Here is a 19992-nt window from a genome sequence, read left to right as displayed (position 1 = left end):
AATGGGGGTACATTATGTATAGTAAAGAAGAAGTTTATAAAAAAGTTGAACAGAATTTTTTTAAACAATAAGCCTAAAAAACTAACTTTTTTAGAAAAAACACGAAAAGATTGTACTTTTTTCATAGGAAAAAAGTACCAAAAAACTACTTCTTTTGTGGCACAAAAGAAGCAAAAAGCATTAACAATCTAATAATATAACTTTAAATTAGGCATTGCATAAATGTTCTTTTTTTATAAAAAAGAACCAAAAAAATTTTAATTATATTAATAATGCAGGCTAAAGCCTTTTACTATAAAATAATAAACTATTTAAATATACGGCTGATTACCCAACATAAAACAATTAAAAAATTATTTATTATTTTATTCGTTTCTAGGAATTACAAAAATCTTAAAAAATATTAGATTTACTTTTACAAAATAATATAATATATAAAAAGAAAAAGCTACATAAAAAGATGAGTTGTTTATTATAAAATATTTAAAATTAATTTTAAATTCTGGAATAAAGATTAAATACAATACAAAAATTATACCAGAAAATATAGTATTTTTATAATAAAATGCCACTCTATTTAATAAATTTAAATATTCTCTATCTCTTTCTTTATGTAAAATATGTAATATACGAGAGTTATATAATATTGATACAGATGTTATTTGATAACCTGTAATAATAGATATAAAAACTGTCAAATTTGATATTTCTACAAAAGAAAAATCTATAAAAAAAATACTTAATAAAATTAATACTATAATAGATATTAATATTATATGCCTATCTTTAATCCTTTTCATAATATGAATAAATTTTTTTTAATAGTTCACTTTTTACAAAGTTAGGACTATACTTTCCTTCTTCATTTTTAATTATTTTAATGCTTATATTTTCGGTAATAGCATCTAAATTATAAATAAGTTGTACATTATCTTCTGTAAACCCTTTCATTATAAGTCTATTTAAATGTCCCCTTTCTTTTTCATCATTAAGTTTTTTTAAAAAAGTAAAGATGTTTTTTATATCTCTTCTTTTATAACTGGTTATTATTTTCAATTTATCTGGGGCACTATATCCCGTAAAATCTTCAAAAGCAGTTAATGTTTGATTATCTCCATAAAATAAATCTTTTTCACATGTAAAAGAAATTTCATTAATACTATCTAACATAGATACAAATTCATCCAAATTTTTTATATATGGTTTAAAGAAAATACTTATATTAAGCTTTTCTTTAAAAAAATCAGTTATCATAGATTGTTTTCTTGAATCAGATAAATATAATGTATTAGATTGAAAAAAATATAAAAAAAATACTTGATGTGTTAGCTCTACCTCATCTTTATTCCTTTTATTGTCTTTCTCTGAATCATCTAATATATTAATAATTTTATCAGGTCTAGGCATTGTACTTCCATATTCAATATGTATCCAAATGTAACTTTCAGTTTTTTCTGTATTAATTCTATAATACATTTGATTTTTTTTAAAACTATATTGTTTATCTAAACTATTAAAATCTTTTAAATTAGGTAAGTAATATCTAGTCTCTTTTTTTTCTGATTCAAAATATAGAAAAAAAGTTTTGAAATTTAAAATAAACATCATTATAACCTTTTAAGACAATTAATCATATAATACAATATACTATTAAAAAATAAATTATCAATAATTTTTTTATATATAAAAATTACTTTTACTATATATAAATTATAATAACAAACATTTTTAATATTAATTAATTTTTTCATGTTTTTTGCCTAAACAAAAAAGTACACAAAACGGTTTGCTTTCTTTTACAAATAACTAACCCTCAATAATCTTTATTTCCTCCTCACTCAACCCATACAAAGAATACACAATCCTATCCACTTCCCCCTCAATCTCCGAAGTGTCCTTGTTCTCTTTTTTAAGCTGAATAATACTGTCAACTAACCCAACCAATTTAGACTCAGTATCCTTGTCAGGCTCTGGAATTGGAATTTTTTCTAACGATTGAACATTAAGCATAATATCACCAGCCCCAGTTTTATCGCTATAATTATAAATAAAATACCTTATTAAAGAAGAATTTAAAATACCAACAAAATATTTATTCTTTTTTGATACGAAAAAAGAAGATGGAGCAGATATTACTAAATTAGGTTCCCCTATAGAAAATGCTAAATTAAAACCTATTGCTTTACAAAATATTTTTTCTTTCTCAAATTCTTTATAATATGCTGTAGTATCTTGTAATTCAAACCACTTATTATTTGTTTTCTTCCTAGAACCTTTCTCTCCACTTTGCTCTAATCTCTTACCGAAACTTTCCAAATATTTTTTTACTGCTGGATAATTATCTATATTAACATTTTTTGCTGGATAAGTAGCTATTAAATATTTATTGTCAAATTCTATACTATACGGTTTTAAATCTCTACCTCTTATTATAGGACTAATAATTTCCTGACTTTTTATATCATTTTTTAATAATCTACTTTTTGTATCTTCATCAATTATGAAAGCATCGTTATATCCTGTTAAAATTCCCCTATACATTATAATATCCCAATCTTTTAATAACTTCCCACTTTTTTTTATTTTTATATAAATAGAATTCTCTATAGGTGTTGATATAAACCAAGCATCATCATATTCTTTAGAATTAATAAAATATTTTTCATTTATATTATTTTTATCTTTATTTATATCTTCAGTTAAATTAATTATATAACTTTTGATCATATAATCACAATCATTATTTTTTTTCTTTCCATAACAAATAATATTAGTTGATACTGTAGCACTTTCAAACCAATTAGCACCCAAGTCTATAACTTCAAAAACATAAGCCTTATCATATAAAAACTTCCTCGTCCTCTCGCCATAGCCCGCACGCATCCACTTATTAGATATTACTGCACTTACAATACCGCCGTCATCAATCAATTTATTAAAAGTCATTTCCATAAATAATTGATAAATATCTGCAACTTTGCTGTCTTTCTTATCAAAATAATATAAATATTGATGATTTCCTGTAAGCTGAAAATATGGAGGATTCATTATCACCAAATCAAATTTATCTACTCCAAACATCAAACCGCTGTCAAAAAAATCATAGCTTTTTAGCATGTCAAACGGATTATAATTTTCTAATTTCGTATTATGATTAGAATACTCTTTTATAAGATTTAAAATTTCTTTTCTTATCTCTTTTTTATTCTCATAACTAGCATTAAAATACTCCCTCATATTTTTTATAAGTTCGTTCTTATCCCAAGTAGCTGAAATCAAATTCACTTCTTTATCATCAAGCTCTATCAAACTATTAGCCGATACTATTTTAAACTCCAAATTAGGAAGTATTTCCAAATCTATAAACTTCTCATCGCTTTTTATATCTGTATAATAACTGCTCTTTAATAATTCTATCCATAACCTTAAACGGCATATATTTACAGAATTCGGATTTATATCAACCCCGTAAAGCTGATTACTTATAATATGCTCCTTAGCCTCAAATAATGTTTTTTCTATCTCCTGCTTTCTATCCGTAATATTATCATTTTCTATATTATATTTAAAATGTGTACCGTCTATATAATTTATAACTAGCTCATCTTCAGATATATTAACATCTATATTATCATGCAAAACTCTAAACTCGCTCTTTATCCTTATAAGCTCATTCAAACAAGCCACCAAAAAGTGTCCGCTTCCGCATGCAGGATCTATTATCTTTATAGAATCCAAAATATTTTTTATACTATCCCTATAAATATGTATATTAGCCCTCACATAATTTTTTACTTCATTAATATTTTCAAAATGTGTATCTGTAAAATATTTATTAAACTTCTCAATTATAATCTTCTCTATGCTGTACCTTGACATATACATAGTAATAGCAGGCGGAGTAAAATGCGAACCGTCTTTATAACCGTTAAGCCTTTCAAATACAAGACCCAAAACTGAAGATTTTATTATTGTATTTTTATCTACATTCTTAGCATCAGCATTAAATACATAACAATTCAAAAATCTAAGTATATACTCCAAAAATGTTAATTGACTGCTGTTAAAATCCCTATCATTATAAAGTACGCTTCCATACATTACTTTCATTCTTGAATCATTATTCAATTTTGTTATAGAAAAAATCAGCTCATCTTTACCCTCTTCAAATAATGAACTATTCAAATACGGTATATAATTATAATCATTATTAGATGACCTCATATTTTTAGGCTTAGCAAGCACATTAAAAAATAATGTATATAAATAATTATAATCTTTAATCTTAAAAGGATTTAATATATCCAAATGTTTATCATTCCTAAAAGTTCTAAGCTGTGCCTCAAGTATTTTTAAAAATAATATCCTATTCACCCAAATAATATTAAGCTTCAAAGCCTCATCAAATATTTCATTTTCATTTGTTTTATCAGGACTATTTCTAATTACGTCCATAGTGAGCCTTATTAAACTATTATCAACATTAGATAAACGTAATTTTTTTTCTTTATCTTCTTCAAGCCCCATCATATAAATTATTTCTTTATAAAATGTATTAGATATGGAATTAATATCATTTCCAAGTTTAACAGAACAAATATTATAAGAATTAAAAAATCTGTATATAAGAACATCGTCATCATTAAATAAATCTATCTTATACCCTACAACCTCAAGATTAATATTTTCTAAAAATCCGCCGCAAATCTTATAAAAAGTTTCATTTTTTACTTTACTGTTTTCATTAAAATAATTTACTATCTGATTATCATTAATAAGTTTTTCAAAATCATATTTAGAAAATAAATACACTTTTTCAAAATTCGTAATAATAATATTATCAATATTAAAATCTTTATTATCTTTATTTTTTCTGCTTTTATAATAATAAAGTATAGTCTGATAAAAAGCCTTATTATTATAATTATTATCATCAATCATTTCTAATGAATTATTATAATTTTTAGTTTCTATAATAGTTTTAATATTATCATCAAATTTTATAACCAAATCTATTTTACCGCTTGTATTGCAATTGTATCCGAAAGCGTTAACTAAAAATTTATTTAATATACCCTTACAATGTTCTTCTGATTCCCCTTTAACTTTAGCATTATTTATTTCATTTCTATACCATTTAATATCTCTTTTAAAATAATCTAATTTATCATTATCAATTTCATAATTTAATAGATTTCTTAATTTTAATAATTCTTTTGCATTTTTTGTAATAGACTTCATAAATAATACTCCAATTGTAATGATATTATTATACAGTAAAACAAAATAAAAACAAACAAAAAAAGGCAGCCATTATTCATAGCCGCCCTTTTATTTTTTTAATAATATTTAACAAATTAATAATAAAAATATTTGAACTAAAAAATGCAGTCTTTTTGGTTCTTTGGGTCACCACCGAGTAGGTGCCTATTCGGCAAAAGAACTGGGGGTTGGGGCAAAGCCCCAATTAAAATATTAATTTTTTTTAATATTCAAATATAATTATCTCACTGCCTCAGCACATCTAGTACATAACTCTTTATGCTCGCTGTCTGTTCCTACACTGTCATAATGTCCCCAACAGCGTACGCATTTTTCATGACTAGCTTTCTCTGTCTTAACGAAAGAAACGCCGCCCTCTATAAATGTATCGTCCTTGCTGTCAGAAAGTGTTACTTTACTTACAATGAATATCTCGTTTAAATATTTTTCATATTTAGTAAGTAATTCTTTAGTTGCTGGTTCTTTAGTGCATATTGTTACATAAGCCTCTAAAGATTTACCTATTGTGCTATTATCTCTAGCTCTTTCAAGTGATAATAATACATCATCGCGTACTTTAAGAATTGAAGCCCATTCTTTTTCTAAATCTAAATCAATTAAATTGTCATCAGCTTTAGGATATAACTCTAAATGTACAGAAGAAGCATTTTCTCCTTTGTAGTATCCCCAAACCTCATCAGTTGTGAAAGGAAGTACCGGAGCTATTATTTTTACTAATACATCTAATATTTCAACAAGTACAGTCTGAGCACTTCTTCTTGAAACAGAATCTTTTCTATCACAGTATAATCTGTCTTTGATAATGTCAAAGTAAGTAGCAGAAAGCTCAACAACACAGTAATTTATAAGTCTTTGATAGAATAAATGGAACTCATAACCATCGCAAGCCTTCTCAGCAACTTTTATAAAACTATGAAGTCTTGATAAAGCATATCTGTCTACAGGAAGTAAATCTTTAACTTCAATCTTTTCTTTAGTGAAATCAAAATCAGAAATATTTCCTAACAAATATCTGAAAGTGTTTCTTATTTTTCTGTAATTGTCAGCAATAGCCTTCATCATGTTATCACCAACACGTGCATTGTGAGTGAAGTCTTCACTTATACACCAAAGTCTTAATATATCAGCACCATATTTGTCAATAACTTCTAAAGGTGAAACAACATTGCCGGCACTTTTATGCATAGCTCTGCCTTGTTCGTCTAAAGTCCAACCATGAGTTACAAGCTCTTTATATGGAGGTATTCCTCTTATAGCCATAGAAGGCCAAATTGCCGCTTGGAACCAACCTCTGTATTGGTCGCCTCCCTCTAAATATATATCAACAGGGAAAACTCCGTCTAAATCTTTATTAGTTTTCTGTGCAGCAAAAGATGATACACCAGAATCGAACCAAACGTCCAAAATATCTTGCTCTTTATCAAAATCAGTGCTTCCGCATTCACATTTAGTGCCTTCAGGAAGTAAGTCTTTAGCCTCTAATTCAAACCAAACATCCATTCCTTTAGTTTTTACTATTTCAGCAAAATGTCTTGTAGATTCAGCAGTTAATAAAGTTTTTCCGCAGTTCTTACAATAGAATGCAGGTATAGGAACTCCCCAAGAACGCTGTCTTGATAAACACCAGTCAGGACGATTTTCAAGCATTTTCTGCATTCTTTCATGTCCCCAAGTTGGATACCATTTAATATTATCTAAAGCTTTAACTGTTCTTTTATCTATATCATCATGTGTCATATCCATAAACCACTGAGAAGTAGCTCTGAATATCAATGGATTTTTACATCTCCAACAAATAGGATAACTGTGAGTAACTTTTTCTTTATGATATAATGAACCGTTATTTTCAAGTATCTCTACTACTTTAGGATTTGCATCTCTTACTTTCATTCCCTGCATTTCTGGGAAATCGCTTGTATATCTTCCAGCTTTATCTACTGGACAATATATTTCAAGTCCGTAATTCATACCAGTTTGATAGTCTTCCATACCATGACCAGGTGCAGTATGAACTATACCAGTACCTGAAGTAGCCTCAACATAATCAGCAAATACAACAGCAGATTTTCTATCTTTTATGAATGGATGAGCTATTTCAAGTTTTTCAATCTCTTCCATAGATACCGGAATCATATCTCTGCCTTCTGCTTTCATATCTTTTTTAGATAGAACAGTATCAACTAAAGAAGTTGTCATTATTGCATATCTTCCGTCTATTTCAACAGCAACATATTCTAAGTCTCTATTGAAAGCACAAGCCATATTTGAAGGCAATGTCCAAGGAGTAGTAGTCCATATCATAACATCAACATTACCATCTAATTTATCATTGATTTTATTTAATACTGGGAATCTTACATAAACGCTTGTAGAAGTATGATTATCATCATATTCTATTTCAGCTGCAGCTAAAGCAGTTTCACAATCCATACACCAGTGAATAGTTCTTAAGCCTTTATATATGTATCCCTTCTCTACTAATTGTGCAAATACTTCAACTATTTCAGATTCATATTCAGGCGACATAGTAAGATAAGGATTTTCCCAATCTCCCATTACACCAAGTCTTTTAAACTCTTTTCTTTGAATATCAATATATTTCTGAGCATAAGCACGGCATTTTTTTCTCATTATAAATTTAGAAGTTTCTTTATATTTATCTCCTAAACTCTCCTGAACTTTCAATTCTATAGGCATACCATGACAATCCCAACCAGGAACATAAGGAGAATCGAAACCTTTAGCAGATTTATATCTTACAATAATATCTTTAATAATTTTATTCAATGATGTTCCAATATGAATGTCTCCATTCGCATAAGGCGGTCCATCATGTAAAATACATTTAGGAGCACCTTTTCTTAATTCTCTAAGTTGTTGATAAAGTTTTTCTTCTTCCCATTTTTTTATTATTTTGGGCTCTTTTTCCTTTAAACCAGCTTTCATAGGAAAAGCGGTTTTAGGCAAATTAATAGTAGAACTATAATCCATCTTATTTTTTGCTCCATTGATTAAATTTTTCTTTAATAAAGTTTTTAGTATATTATAAAGATATACAATTTTATACTATAAGTAGGAATTTTACAAGTTATTATTTTTAATAATTTTATTGAAAAAACATAGATATTGATAGTTTTATATAAATAAAAAATAAATCTATACTAAAACGGTTTATCAAAATATTTTCTAATAATAATTAGTTATTAACTATAAAACAGTATTATTTTTATAAAACTTAAAATTGCGGCTTTTCTATCTCTCCGAATTCCTCATATATAAGAGGCTCATCTATAAAAGTTGTATATATTATGAGTTTATTATCTTCTATTTTAAATGCACGGGCAGTTTGAAGTATAGATAAATAATCGCCTTCTATTCTTCTTTTTTCAGCATTATCCGTTTTTCTTGTAGTTTTTATCATATCTAGGGAAATTAAATCTCCGTCTATCTGACAGTTAGCCCAATAATCATTAATAGCTGATTTTCCAAATACCTTATAATCATCTATACTAATGGTAATATCTATATATGTATACATACTAATGAGTTTATATACCTTAATCTTTTCAACATAAACACTTTCTTCTTTTAAAGAAGAAATATTATGCGAACAAGACATTAATAAAAGAGATATTAATAAAATAATTAAATATAGAATTTTTTTCAATGTTAAAATAAAGTAAGTTCTCCTTCTTTACTGCCGCCGCTAAGGTCTTCAAATGTATCAAATCCGCCTCCATTATCAGCACCGCTATCGGGAGAATTTCCTTTCATTATATCCTCAAATATTGGGGAACTAATCAATCTAGTATAAGCCTGATTAGAATTCTTCTCAAACTGAATATTTGGATTTGCTTTAATAGCATGTGTTAAAAGTAATTTAGCAAAACCATTTCTTCTATAAGGATAATTCATATATATATATTTTAATACGCCTTCTTTATTTATATAATAATATCCATTTATTCTGCCGTCTATAGTTAATAGACCTATATTAGTATTATTAGTATGAATTATTTTATTAAAATAAGAATCTGTATAAACTTCTTCTTTATTATCTTTTATTTTTATATTATGTATAAAATTTTGTAATTCATTTCTGTATATACTATTATATTCAATAACTACTACTGATGGATATTCCTCATGTTCTATGATTACAGGTGGCATAATTAACTCCCAACACTTAAAGTATATCGTTTTTAATATCGACAATTATTACAAATTATTTATTGACTATTTTTATATTTATAATATAGTTTCCTAATATAAATTATAATAAAAATTTTAATAAAATTCAATGTTTTTTATAAATAGGTATTCTTATCAAAAACAAAAAGAAATATTAATAGCATTCGTAAAAAGAGCTATTGACTTTATTCCAAGCGTATTAGTAGGTTTATTCATACTGGTAATGTCATCAAGATTATACGGCAGAGAAAATTCTACTATAGGTGTAGTTTGTATATTTATATGTGCTTTAATGCGACAAAGTTTTACTGTATCATCTTTCCCAACTGTAGCATTTAGAATACTTTTATTGGGTTTTCTTGCAACTATAGCTGAACAGAATATATTTTTTACTATAGTTCTGAATTTTATAGTTCCTTTTTCTATAGTGTTTTTATTATCTGATGATTTTGTACCTAGAAGCTATTTTATATATGGTTTTACTTATGTACTATTACAGGCATACAATATACCAATATCTAATATACATATAAGAATGGAAGCTATATTAACAGCATTACTAATAGTATTTATATTTTTATACATTAATAAACTGATTACAAAAAATAAATTATCAAATAGTTTGGCATGTAAAACTATACAATTAATAAATAAAAAATTATCATTATTATATAATAATAAGCCTTTAGAAAAAGACCAGTTATTTTCTTTAATAAATACATATACTTCTGCTATATATGTAGATTCATTAAAAAGACATGGCATTATGAATAATAGAAATATTAATCATTTTGAATTGGTATTATTTTTTGAAGACATAAATCAGCTTATAGATAAAGAATATAAGAATATAAATAAATTAACTAAAGATGATTTAGAATACTTTAAACAAATATCAAAAATACTTGATAGAATATCCAATCTTTTAAAAAGCGATATATCAAAACATGAAAAAGAATTCAATAGTATAATAAATGCTATCAATTACTTTAATGATAATTATACTTTAAGCGATGAAAAAAGTAACTATGAATGGGTATACGCATCAGGAAAATTAAAAAAAATACTATCAAATATGTTTGAAAATAAAAAAGATGATTTTGAAATAAAAAAGCTTTTAAATTTAAGATTTATAAGATTAAAAAAAGAATTCAATATCAATAAATGTCATTTTAGATTTTCATTAAAAATGGGTATAATAATGTGCATATCATTCACTGTAAGATATTTCCTTCCAGATGAAATTGCTATAAGAGGATACTGGCTTCCTATATTATCATATATTATGATATACCCTTTTTACGAAGAACAGAAAATAAATTTAAAAATAAATGTAATTGGAAATTTTATAGGTGTATTTATATTTTCTGCATTATTCAGATATATACCATACAATATGATTATACCGGCAATAGGAATATGTTTTGTATTATCTTTAGCTTCTGTAAATGGATTTTTTAAAAAGATATACGGTACAATATCAGCATTAATATCTTCATTTCCATATATGCCTAAATTGATGTCAGCTTCATCAAGAGTAGGATTTATAATGATAGCTTTATCAATAGTATGGGTATTTGACCATTTCATTATAAGAACAGAAAGTCATAAGGGTATAGTTGATAAAATAAGCGAACTTATAGAAATGGACACTATAATCATAAATCAAATCAAAAAAGCAATCAATAATGAAGAAACTTCCGTATACTTATATGAATGCCTTCTTAAAGCTTATATGATAAAAAACAATATTATAATACATGAAAAAAATCAAACCAGATATAAAGGAACTCCTATTACTGATTCATTAATAGAAAGTAACAGAAAATTTATTGTAGAAGCAGAACAGATAATATATTTAATAAAGAAATATAACAGACCTGAAGACAAACATAATATGCTTATATTTGTAGAGTATATTGCAAGTATTTTAGAAAATAGTGCCAAACTTTTCAAAAATGAAATTATAGAATTTAATAATAACGAAAGTAAAAGCAGGGAAATAATAAAAAATAATTCATATATATTCTATAGATTAGAAAACTGTTTCGACTCTATTAATGATATTAACAATTCAATAAAAAATAATATTGATAATATTTTTTAGTATTTATAAATAGTAAAACAATATGTATTAATTTTTTTAAATAGAAATATAAAATTAGGTTCTGTTTAATCAATAAAATGATAAACAAAACCTAAAATATAAAAAATAATTTTATTTTATAAAGTTAAAAATTTTCAGTATATACTAAAAATTTTAGAGTTTGTCAATTTTTTTGTTGTTCTTTTTCCCGCCGCAAAAAGAACCAAAAAGTGCAAGGATAAAATTAGTACTAAATCATACTAAAATTGTTTTACAGTAATATAAATTATCAATTTAAGCTAAAATATAGCCTTTTTGCTTCTTTGTGGCACGCCAAAGGCACTTCCTTCGGTCGCAAAAGAAGTGGGGTATGGGGCAAAGCCCCAGATATAAAAGTAAAAATATAAATTTATTTTTGACAAAATATAGTTGTTTAGGTATATAATTACTTTATTAATCCAATGTCTTTTCTGTAATATTTATCTTTAAAATCTATTTTTTCAATGTCAGCATAAGTTAATTTTCTTGCTTCTTCTAAACTGTCAGCAATATTAACTACATTAAGAACGCGTCCGCCATCAGTAACTATATCAGCATTTTCATCTAATTTAGCACCGGCAATAAAGCATTTTCCATTTATTTTATCAATACCTTCTATTTTATATCCTTTATTATAAGAAGCAGGATAACCGCCTGATGCCATTACTACACAGCATGCATGTTTATTTTTCCATTTAATATTTAAAGTTGATAATTCTCTTTTCATTGCTGATTCTATAATAGATAAATAATCAGTATCTAAAAGCTGAAGAACAGCCTGAGTTTCTGGGTCTCCCATTCTAACATTATACTCAAGTAAATATACGCCTTTTTTAGTTATCATAAGCCCAAAGAATATTATACCTGCAAAAGACATTTTTTCGGCTTTTATTCCTTTTAATGTTGGCTCTAATATATCTTTTATAAATAATTCTTCTGCCTCTTTAGTATAATAAGGATTAGGAGAAATAACACCCATTCCTCCTGTATTATTTCCAGTATCATTATCACCTACTTTTTTATGATCCTTAGCTGATATAAATGGTATTATCACATTGCTGTCAGTTACTGAAAGTATAGAAGCTTCAACACCTTCTAAAAACTCCTCAATTACAACTTCATCGCCAGCCTCTTTAAAAATCTTTTTAACCATTATATCTTCAACAGCATTTTTAGCTTCTTGTTTATCCTGGCATATTATAACACCTTTACCCAAAGCAAGTCCGCTAGCTTTTACAACTATAGGATAACTGCATTTTTCTAAGTATTCATTAGCTTTATTATTATCAGTAAATACTTCATATTCAGCAGTTTTTACTCCATACTTCTTCATAAAACTTTTTGAATAAGCTTTTGAACCTTCAAGTATAGCAGCTTGTTTATTAGGGCCGAATATTTTAAGTCCGTTTTCTTCAAACTTATCTACTATTCCATAAACTAGCATTTCTTCGCTTCCTACAATAGTCAAATCAATACTTTCTTTCTTAGCAAAATTTAGTATTTCATCTATAGTAGAAATTTTTACATTCTCACATTTATTTTCTCTCTGAGTACCAGCATTACCAGGAGCACAATAAACTTTTGTAACTCTGTCATTTTGACTTAAATTATAACAAATGGCATGTTCTCTAGCACCAGAACCTATAACTAATATTTTCATGTTTTTTTCCCTTATTATTATTTTTTATTGATACAAAAATTATTTGTAAATATCTATAATATAAACTCAATTATAAATAACTTTTATTATAATTTTTCTACTTCCTCTATACTTAGCCCCGTATTATCACTTATAAACTTAATATCCAAACCAGATTTTTTAAGACTTTTAGCTATATTTACAGCTTTATTTTTTTCTCCTTGTTCTATACCTTGTTCTATACCTTGTTCTATCCCCCTTTCTATTCCTTCTTTTATACCTTCTTCTCTCTCTCTTTTTAACATTACATTTTGACCGTATAGAAATGCATCTCTAGCATTATAAACTTCCATTTCTTCTTCACTTGATATAAATCTTTCATATTTATCTATTACTTTAGGCATAATATCATTAACCTCCTTCAATTTTTCTTTAACTTTATCTAAATCTTTAACTGTAAAAAATTCTATCCAAGATAATATTTTATTTTTCTTAATATCGTCTATATTTGAATTATTAAGAATTTTTATGAATCTTGGTACTTCCACTATATGCATTTGCATCATATCTAATGACACACTATGATTTTCAGTATCTATTAATTTAAAACATCTATGTGCTTTACCTTTATCATTAAAGTCCATATTAAAATTTACAAAATTAATACTTATAACTTGACTGATAATATCATAAGGTTCATTTTCATTAATTTCGCTTACTACATTTTTTGATATATAATAAAATATTCTTTTTACAAAATCTATATTTCCAGATAATTGTATCTCTATAATTATTTTTTTATTATCTTTTGTCCTTGCTTTCACATCAAGAACAGATTCTTTGAGATTAATATTTTCAGGCAGATTATGAGGATTAATTATTTCCAAATTATGTATTTCCTCAAATTTTAAATCTTTAAGTACACAGTTTACTATATTTTCCAGTATATCTTCATTACCAAGAGATCCTAGAAGGTAACGCACAAAGTAATCGTTCATTCTGTTAATATTTCTCATAAAAAAATTATAACAAAAAGAATATAAAAGTAAATGTATTAATTTAAATTCTTACAATAATAATTTATTGAATTAAAACATATATTTATAAGCTTTATTCTTTACATTTTTACTTCTTACTATATAATGATAAAAAATATAAAAACAGGATTAAATTATGAATCTTAAAGAATATATGAATATAAGACTTGAAGAAATCAATAAAACATTGGAAACTATTTTTGAAAAAAGCAGTATTGAATTAGAAAATAGTTTTATAGAAATGTTAAAATATCCATTAGATGCAGGCGGAAAAAGATTAAGACCAATACTTACCTGTTTAGCATGCGAACTTTTCGGCGGAGATTATAAAAAAGCCATAATACCTGCTGTAGCATTAGAAATTATACATACATATTCTTTAGTTCATGATGATTTACCTGCTATGGATAATGATGATTTAAGGAGAGGAAAGCCTACTACTCATGTAAAATATGGAGAAGCTAATGCTATACTTGTAGGCGACGGACTTTTAACTCATGCATTCCAATTACTTTCAAAAGCAGATGTTAAAGACTCTACTTTAAGAGAATTACTGTTTGAATTAAGCTATGCCGCTGGTATTAATGGCATGGTTATGGGGCAATTCATAGATTTATATTACGAAGAAAAAGAAATTAACTTCGATATGCTTAAAATACTTCATGCCAAAAAAACTGGTGCTATGATAAGAGGAGCTATAAGACTAGGTGCTATTGCTTCTGAAAATATACAAGGAAAAGACATTGAAAGCATAACAAAATATGGCGAGGCTATAGGGCTTGCTTTCCAAATACAAGATGATATACTTGATGTTATTTCTGATAATGAAACTTTAGGTAAAACTGTTGGTAAAGATGAAAAAGAAGGAAAATTAACTTATGTAAAACAGTTCGGACTTGAAGGAGCTCAAAAAGAAGCCAGAAAAGTTATTGATAATGCTGTAAAATATTTAGATTCTTATACTGATAATGATGCTAAAAATATTTTAATAGAATTAGCTAACTATATAATAGAAAGAAAATCATAAAAATATAGTTAAAGAACTTAATAATACAATTGAGAATTATTTTTTAAATTCTGCATTTATAAAAAGCAGTTATTATATTTGTAACTATTTTCTTTAATTATTCTAAAAAATTTTATTTACATACCCCACCCTTCATATTTAGGGATATATTTAGAATTTTTACTTTTATTATATTTTCTGCTTTAATTGGAAATTATAACACCCACCCAAGTTTTATTTAAATTTAAAATATTTCTAACGCACGGTGAAAAAAATTTATAATATAGTAAAATTTGAATTAAAAATAAATCTATATTTTTAGCTTTATTCTGCGTGCGGAGAGAACATCATAAATTAAAAAAATTTTGGGCGGGCAGCTATAATAAGAGTAAAAAATAAAGAAGAAAAATAATATAAAAAATAGAAAAAAGCCAAAAGGATATAGGGCGGGCAAATGTAATGAAGCTATAAGTATATACAAAAAAATAATTATTGATAAAATGCATTTACTATTTATATAATTATTGGAAAATACAATGTTGAATACTCAAAGACTTATAATAAGAAAATTTAATATTGATGATACTGAAGCTTTATTCAGTATTTTATCTGATGAAGAAGTTAATAAACACCTTCCTTGGTTTCCTTTTAAAAGTTTGGAAGATACAAAAAATCATTTAGTAAATTTTTATTTAAAAACAAATGATAATAATAATTTTTACAGATACGCAGTCTGTTTAAAGGAAAATAATATACCTATAGGATATATACATTTTGAAAACAATAATGATAATAATGATTTTGGATACGGACTAAAAAAAGAGTATTGGAACAAAGGCATTATAACAGAGGCGGCAAAAACAGTTATAGAAGAACTTAAAAGAAATAATGTAAAATATATAACAGCCACACATGATAGAAATAATATTGCAAGCGGTGAAGTAATGAAAAAAATCGGTATGACTTATAAATATAGCTATGAAGAATTATGGCAGCCTAAAAATTTTTTAGTTGTATTTAGAATGTATCAATTAAATTTAGACAATAATAAGGAGAGAGTATATAAAGGATACTTGGAAAAGTACAGCAATCATTTTATAGAATATATCGAAATTGATTGATATAATAAAAAAATATGTTATGATATATTCATAACTAATTGTATAGGGATAATTTATGAGATTTATTATAGTAGTATTATTGTCTATTTTACTTATTGTTTCATGCTCTCAAAAAACTAATAATATTGAAGATGAAAATTCAAAAAGTACAGATGAAACATACGTAGAAAATAATATAGTTCAGGATATGCCTTTAGAAGAAGCAATACAAAAATATGAAGGAAACCCTTGTATAGATATAATAAAAGATTTGCTTTCTGTATCAGTAAATAATACTTTATCTTCAACTACAAATATAATAAACTCTGAAGATACAGAATATGATCTTAGCGTAACTTTTGATGAGGGTACAACTGCTTTAATGATAGCTTCTTATTATGGATATGCTGATTTAGTTAATGCCCTTATACAAAATAAAGCTGACGTTAATTTAAAAAATAAAAGAAATTATACGGCACTTTTATATGCCACAGATATATGGGCAAGACAGGGAATTGGAATATATGACAGTAATTTTAATGTAGTTGAGCTTTTAGTTATGAACCATGCAGACGTTAATGCTGTTAATAATTACGGCTGGAGTCCTTTATTCTTTGCTGCTGATAATTCTAATTCTGATGTGGTTACTTTTTTAGTTGATAATGGTGCCAATATAAATCTTGTTTCTGATGAAGGAATAACTCCTCTTTTAATAGCAAATGATATAGAATCCGTAAAAATATTATGTAAAACAACAAATATAAATAAAGCTAATAATTCAGGAATTACGCCTTTAATAGCATTTTCTATGAGGGATATATCTACAGAGGTAATAAATATTTTACTTGAAAATGGTGCTGATATAAATGTTGTTGATAAAGACGGAGAAACAGCACTTTCATATTCTATAGAAAACGGAAATTTTGAAATAGCTTTGATGCTTCTTAACAATAATGCTAACCCTAATTTAGCTAATAAAAAGGCGGCAGAACTTGCCAGTATTGCAAGAGAATTAGGCGATGAAGAAGTAGCATCTATACTAGATAAATATTAATTTATATAATAAATATTTTGACAAATTTAATTATTTTTATATAATTAATAATTATAATACTAAAAAAATTATAATATTGGAGTTTTATAATGTTTGATAATAATGTGCATTATATAAGAAAAGAACTAGAATCTATTTACAAAATTATAGTAGAGAATTTGGGAAAAGAATTATTAAATACTGAAATTAAACGCTTAGAGTATGAACCTAAAATGGATAGAATTAATATTAATAATTTCATATTTATAAGACTTACATTTGAAAATGAATACGACCACAAAGAATTATACTATGACATATATATAGAAGATGAAGACGGAAATGATGTTGAAAGAGCTTTGATTAGTGTAGAAAAACCTTTTACAAAAGTAGTAGATAAAATAGATTATTTAGTAAAACTTAATTATCAAGCTAATAACGATGATTAATATTTTTTTATTTGCAAAAGTTTAAAAAATAAGGGACTTAAAAATTAATTTAAGCCCCTTTTTTATTTAATATTAAAAAATAAAAAGAAAGACTAAAAATAGCCCCTCTTTTTTATTTAGTATATTATAAATTATAATGCTTTAGTAGATAATACAAACTTATCTTCAGGATCTATTCTTCCATTTATCGCATTTTCTAATTTTCTTCTTACTATATCCTCAGTATCACCATCAACTATATATAAAGTATTTCTATCTACTAAATAGTAACCTTCATATTCCATATCATATCCAAAACCATCTTTTTCAATATTTTTAACAATACATGCATTTCTGCTTTTTTTAGCATCTTGAACCTTAAGAGTTATATCAGCAACCCATTGCAATTGTGAATAATCATCTCTTCCGTCAATTCTTCCATTTTCATATTCTCTTTTTACCATTTCTGAATTTTCATTAAAGAATACAAATTCTTCTTCTGTTTCTAATCTTCCATCATCATAGTCTGATTCTGATTGATACCATACAGTAGAATATAATCTTTCTAATAGATTGTATTCTGTAGGAGTTTGAGTGCTTCCAGCATTGTTATTAGCAGCAACTGAAGCATTTACTGTTATAGATTTGTTAGCATCGCTGTCATTCCACTGAGATAATGGAGTTCCAGTTTTTACTGTTTTGTCATCGCTTGGTACATTAGATGTTAATGGTTTATCTCCTATTGTTGGAGCTTGTTTACTGTTACAAGAAACAGCTGCTATAGATGCTAATATAGTTAAAACAAGTATTATTTTTTTCATAAATTTACGACCTCTTTGTTTTTTATTTTGTTAGTATAAACATAACATAATTCACAATAAAAGTGTAAAAAAAAATTATAAAAATATATGAATTTAAAATTTTTTGTAAATTTGTTCATTTTGAAAGTATAAAATGTAATCTTTTTGTAAATATATTGTAATTGTTTTTTTATTTGTAATTAAATTTAATAATATTTTTGACAAAATTTTATATTATTCTATAATATAAGCACTATAATTTTATGAGGTATTTATTATGCTGCAGTATGCCGTTATAGGTGTTGGTACTTTAGGTAAAGCATTAATCAACAGACTTATGACAAAACCTTCTATTGAAGTATTCGCTATAGATAATGACATTAATGAAATAGAAGCTATAAAAAACAATGTAACTCAGGCTATGAGATTGGACTCTACTCAAAAAGAGGCTTTAGAGGCTATTGAAATAAATAAATTTGATGCGGTTATACTTACAATAGGTGAAGATATGATGACAAGTATATTAACTGCATTGCTTTTAAAAGAATTGAATGTAAAAAACATTATAGCAAGATATTCAAATGAAAAACATAAGGCAATACTTAGTATGATAGGCATAACGCATTTGGTAAGCCCTGAAGAATCTATGGGTATACATATTGCTGAACAGCTTGAAGTGGCAGATACTGTTTTACTTTATGATTTAACAGAGTATCATTCTATAGTAGAATTCCCTGTTCATGGAGGACTTGCAGGTAAAAACTTCAAAGAGCTTGATTTAAGAAAGAAATACAAAATCAATGTTGTTGCTATAAAAAAAGAAACTGTAGGTATATTAGGAGAAAAAAAGGTAATAGTTGATTGTACTCCTGATCCTGAAGAACCAATGGTTGAAGGCGATATACTTATTATAGCAGGACATGACAAAGATATAGAAAAAATGAATAAAAAGATGTCTGAATAATGATGAATACTCATATTGCTAAATTTTTTATAGTTATAGGCATTATTTTTATAATCATTGGCATATTATTTTTATTTAATATAAAAATTCCTTTCGGAAAACTTCCCGGAGATATAGTTATAAAAAGAGAAAATTTTACTTTCGCATTTCCTTTGATGACAAGTATTATAGCAAGTGTAGTTTTATCTTTTATAGTTTGGCTGATTTCTAAATTTTAAAAATATATTTTTTATTTATAACTAAACAAATATAATTTGTCAATTTTAGTTTTTCAATTTTATTGTTTATGGTGGCTTTGCCCCACTTCTTTTGCGACTGAAAGAAGTGCCTTTGGCGTGCCACAAAGAAGCTATATCCTCGACGGGGTCGGATACGCTTCGCGAAAG

At 26.0% G+C, this 19992-nt stretch carries 16 protein-coding genes; 8 read left to right on the top strand and 8 right to left on the bottom strand.

Annotated elements, in window-relative coordinates; translation table 11 throughout:
- Positions 1–192: hypothetical protein (locus R4K56_RS11935; protein ID WP_335786915.1), on the top strand; the 192-nt coding region annotated here is incomplete at its 5' end.
- 594 nt (positions 193–786) lie between these two features.
- Here R4K56_RS11935 and R4K56_RS11930 read toward each other — a convergent pair.
- From R4K56_RS11930 to R4K56_RS11910, 5 genes are all read right to left on the bottom strand, one after another.
- Positions 787–1605: a hypothetical protein gene (locus tag R4K56_RS11930; RefSeq protein ID WP_335772668.1), complete on the bottom strand. Its 819-nt coding sequence runs from the start codon at positions 1603–1605 to the stop codon at positions 787–789.
- Positions 1606–1806: 201 nt separating this feature from the next.
- The gene (locus tag R4K56_RS11925) at positions 1807–5241 is read right to left on the bottom strand and encodes a type IIG restriction enzyme/methyltransferase (protein WP_335772669.1); all 3435 of its coding nucleotides are present in this window, start codon (positions 5239–5241) and stop codon (positions 1807–1809) included.
- Positions 5242–5502: 261 nt separating this feature from the next.
- Positions 5503–8274: an isoleucine--tRNA ligase gene (ileS, locus tag R4K56_RS11920; RefSeq protein ID WP_335769961.1), complete on the bottom strand. Its 2772-nt coding sequence runs from the start codon at positions 8272–8274 to the stop codon at positions 5503–5505.
- 244 nt (positions 8275–8518) lie between these two features.
- The gene (locus R4K56_RS11915) at positions 8519–8902 is read right to left on the bottom strand and encodes an META domain-containing protein (RefSeq protein ID WP_297299363.1); all 384 of its coding nucleotides are present in this window, start codon (positions 8900–8902) and stop codon (positions 8519–8521) included.
- Between the two features lie 50 nt (positions 8903–8952).
- Positions 8953–9453, bottom strand: coding sequence for a hypothetical protein (locus tag R4K56_RS11910; RefSeq protein WP_335760604.1), 501 nt, complete (start codon positions 9451–9453; stop codon positions 8953–8955).
- A 130-nt stretch (positions 9454–9583) separates the two neighbouring features.
- Between R4K56_RS11910 and R4K56_RS11905 the strand changes: the two genes are divergently transcribed.
- Positions 9584–11581, top strand: a complete 1998-nt coding sequence (locus tag R4K56_RS11905) for an FUSC family protein (RefSeq protein WP_335772670.1) — start codon at positions 9584–9586, stop codon at positions 11579–11581.
- A 424-nt stretch (positions 11582–12005) separates the two neighbouring features.
- On the opposite strand, the gene purD is transcribed toward R4K56_RS11905, so the two are convergent.
- A complete protein-coding gene (gene purD, locus R4K56_RS11900; RefSeq protein WP_335769964.1) occupies positions 12006–13259 on the bottom strand; it encodes a phosphoribosylamine--glycine ligase in 1254 nt (417 codons plus the stop codon).
- A gap of 86 nt (positions 13260–13345) precedes the next feature.
- On the bottom strand, positions 13346–14254 hold the full coding sequence (locus tag R4K56_RS11895) for an Rpn family recombination-promoting nuclease/putative transposase (RefSeq protein WP_335769965.1): 909 nt from the start codon (positions 14252–14254) through the stop codon (positions 13346–13348).
- A 157-nt stretch (positions 14255–14411) separates the two neighbouring features.
- Between R4K56_RS11895 and R4K56_RS11890 the strand changes: the two genes are divergently transcribed.
- The 4 genes from R4K56_RS11890 (at position 14412) to R4K56_RS11875 (ending at position 17863) form a co-directional block, all read left to right on the top strand.
- Positions 14412–15302, top strand: coding sequence for a polyprenyl synthetase family protein (locus R4K56_RS11890; RefSeq protein WP_335772671.1), 891 nt, complete (start codon positions 14412–14414; stop codon positions 15300–15302).
- Between the two features lie 515 nt (positions 15303–15817).
- The gene (locus tag R4K56_RS11885; RefSeq protein ID WP_335772672.1) at positions 15818–16402 is read left to right on the top strand and encodes a GNAT family N-acetyltransferase; all 585 of its coding nucleotides are present in this window, start codon (positions 15818–15820) and stop codon (positions 16400–16402) included.
- 55 nt (positions 16403–16457) lie between these two features.
- Entirely contained in the window at positions 16458–17435 is a 978-nt protein-coding gene (locus R4K56_RS11880) for an ankyrin repeat domain-containing protein (protein ID WP_335760609.1), read from the top strand.
- Between the two features lie 89 nt (positions 17436–17524).
- Positions 17525–17863: a hypothetical protein gene (locus R4K56_RS11875; protein ID WP_297299380.1), complete on the top strand. Its 339-nt coding sequence runs from the start codon at positions 17525–17527 to the stop codon at positions 17861–17863.
- Positions 17864–17994: 131 nt separating this feature from the next.
- Here the strand turns inward: R4K56_RS11875 and R4K56_RS11870 are convergent, their stop codons facing one another.
- Positions 17995–18663, bottom strand: coding sequence for a hypothetical protein (locus R4K56_RS11870; RefSeq protein WP_335772673.1), 669 nt, complete (start codon positions 18661–18663; stop codon positions 17995–17997).
- A 256-nt stretch (positions 18664–18919) separates the two neighbouring features.
- Here R4K56_RS11870 and R4K56_RS11865 point away from each other — a divergent pair, with 256 nt between their 5' ends.
- Both R4K56_RS11865 and R4K56_RS11860 read left to right on the top strand, forming a co-directional pair.
- Entirely contained in the window at positions 18920–19606 is a 687-nt protein-coding gene (locus R4K56_RS11865) for a potassium channel family protein (RefSeq protein ID WP_297299384.1), read from the top strand.
- 2 nt (positions 19607–19608) lie between these two features.
- Positions 19609–19824: a DUF2905 domain-containing protein gene (locus tag R4K56_RS11860; RefSeq protein WP_335760611.1), complete on the top strand. Its 216-nt coding sequence runs from the start codon at positions 19609–19611 to the stop codon at positions 19822–19824.
- Positions 19825–19992: the final 168 nt, after the last annotated feature.

The sequence above is a fragment of the Brachyspira pulli genome, from assembly GCF_036997785.1.
GTDB lineage: Bacteria > Spirochaetota > Brachyspiria > Brachyspirales > Brachyspiraceae > Brachyspira > Brachyspira pulli.
Note: the sequence above shows the minus strand (reverse complement) of the source record. Positions and strands in the feature narration are given on the sequence as shown.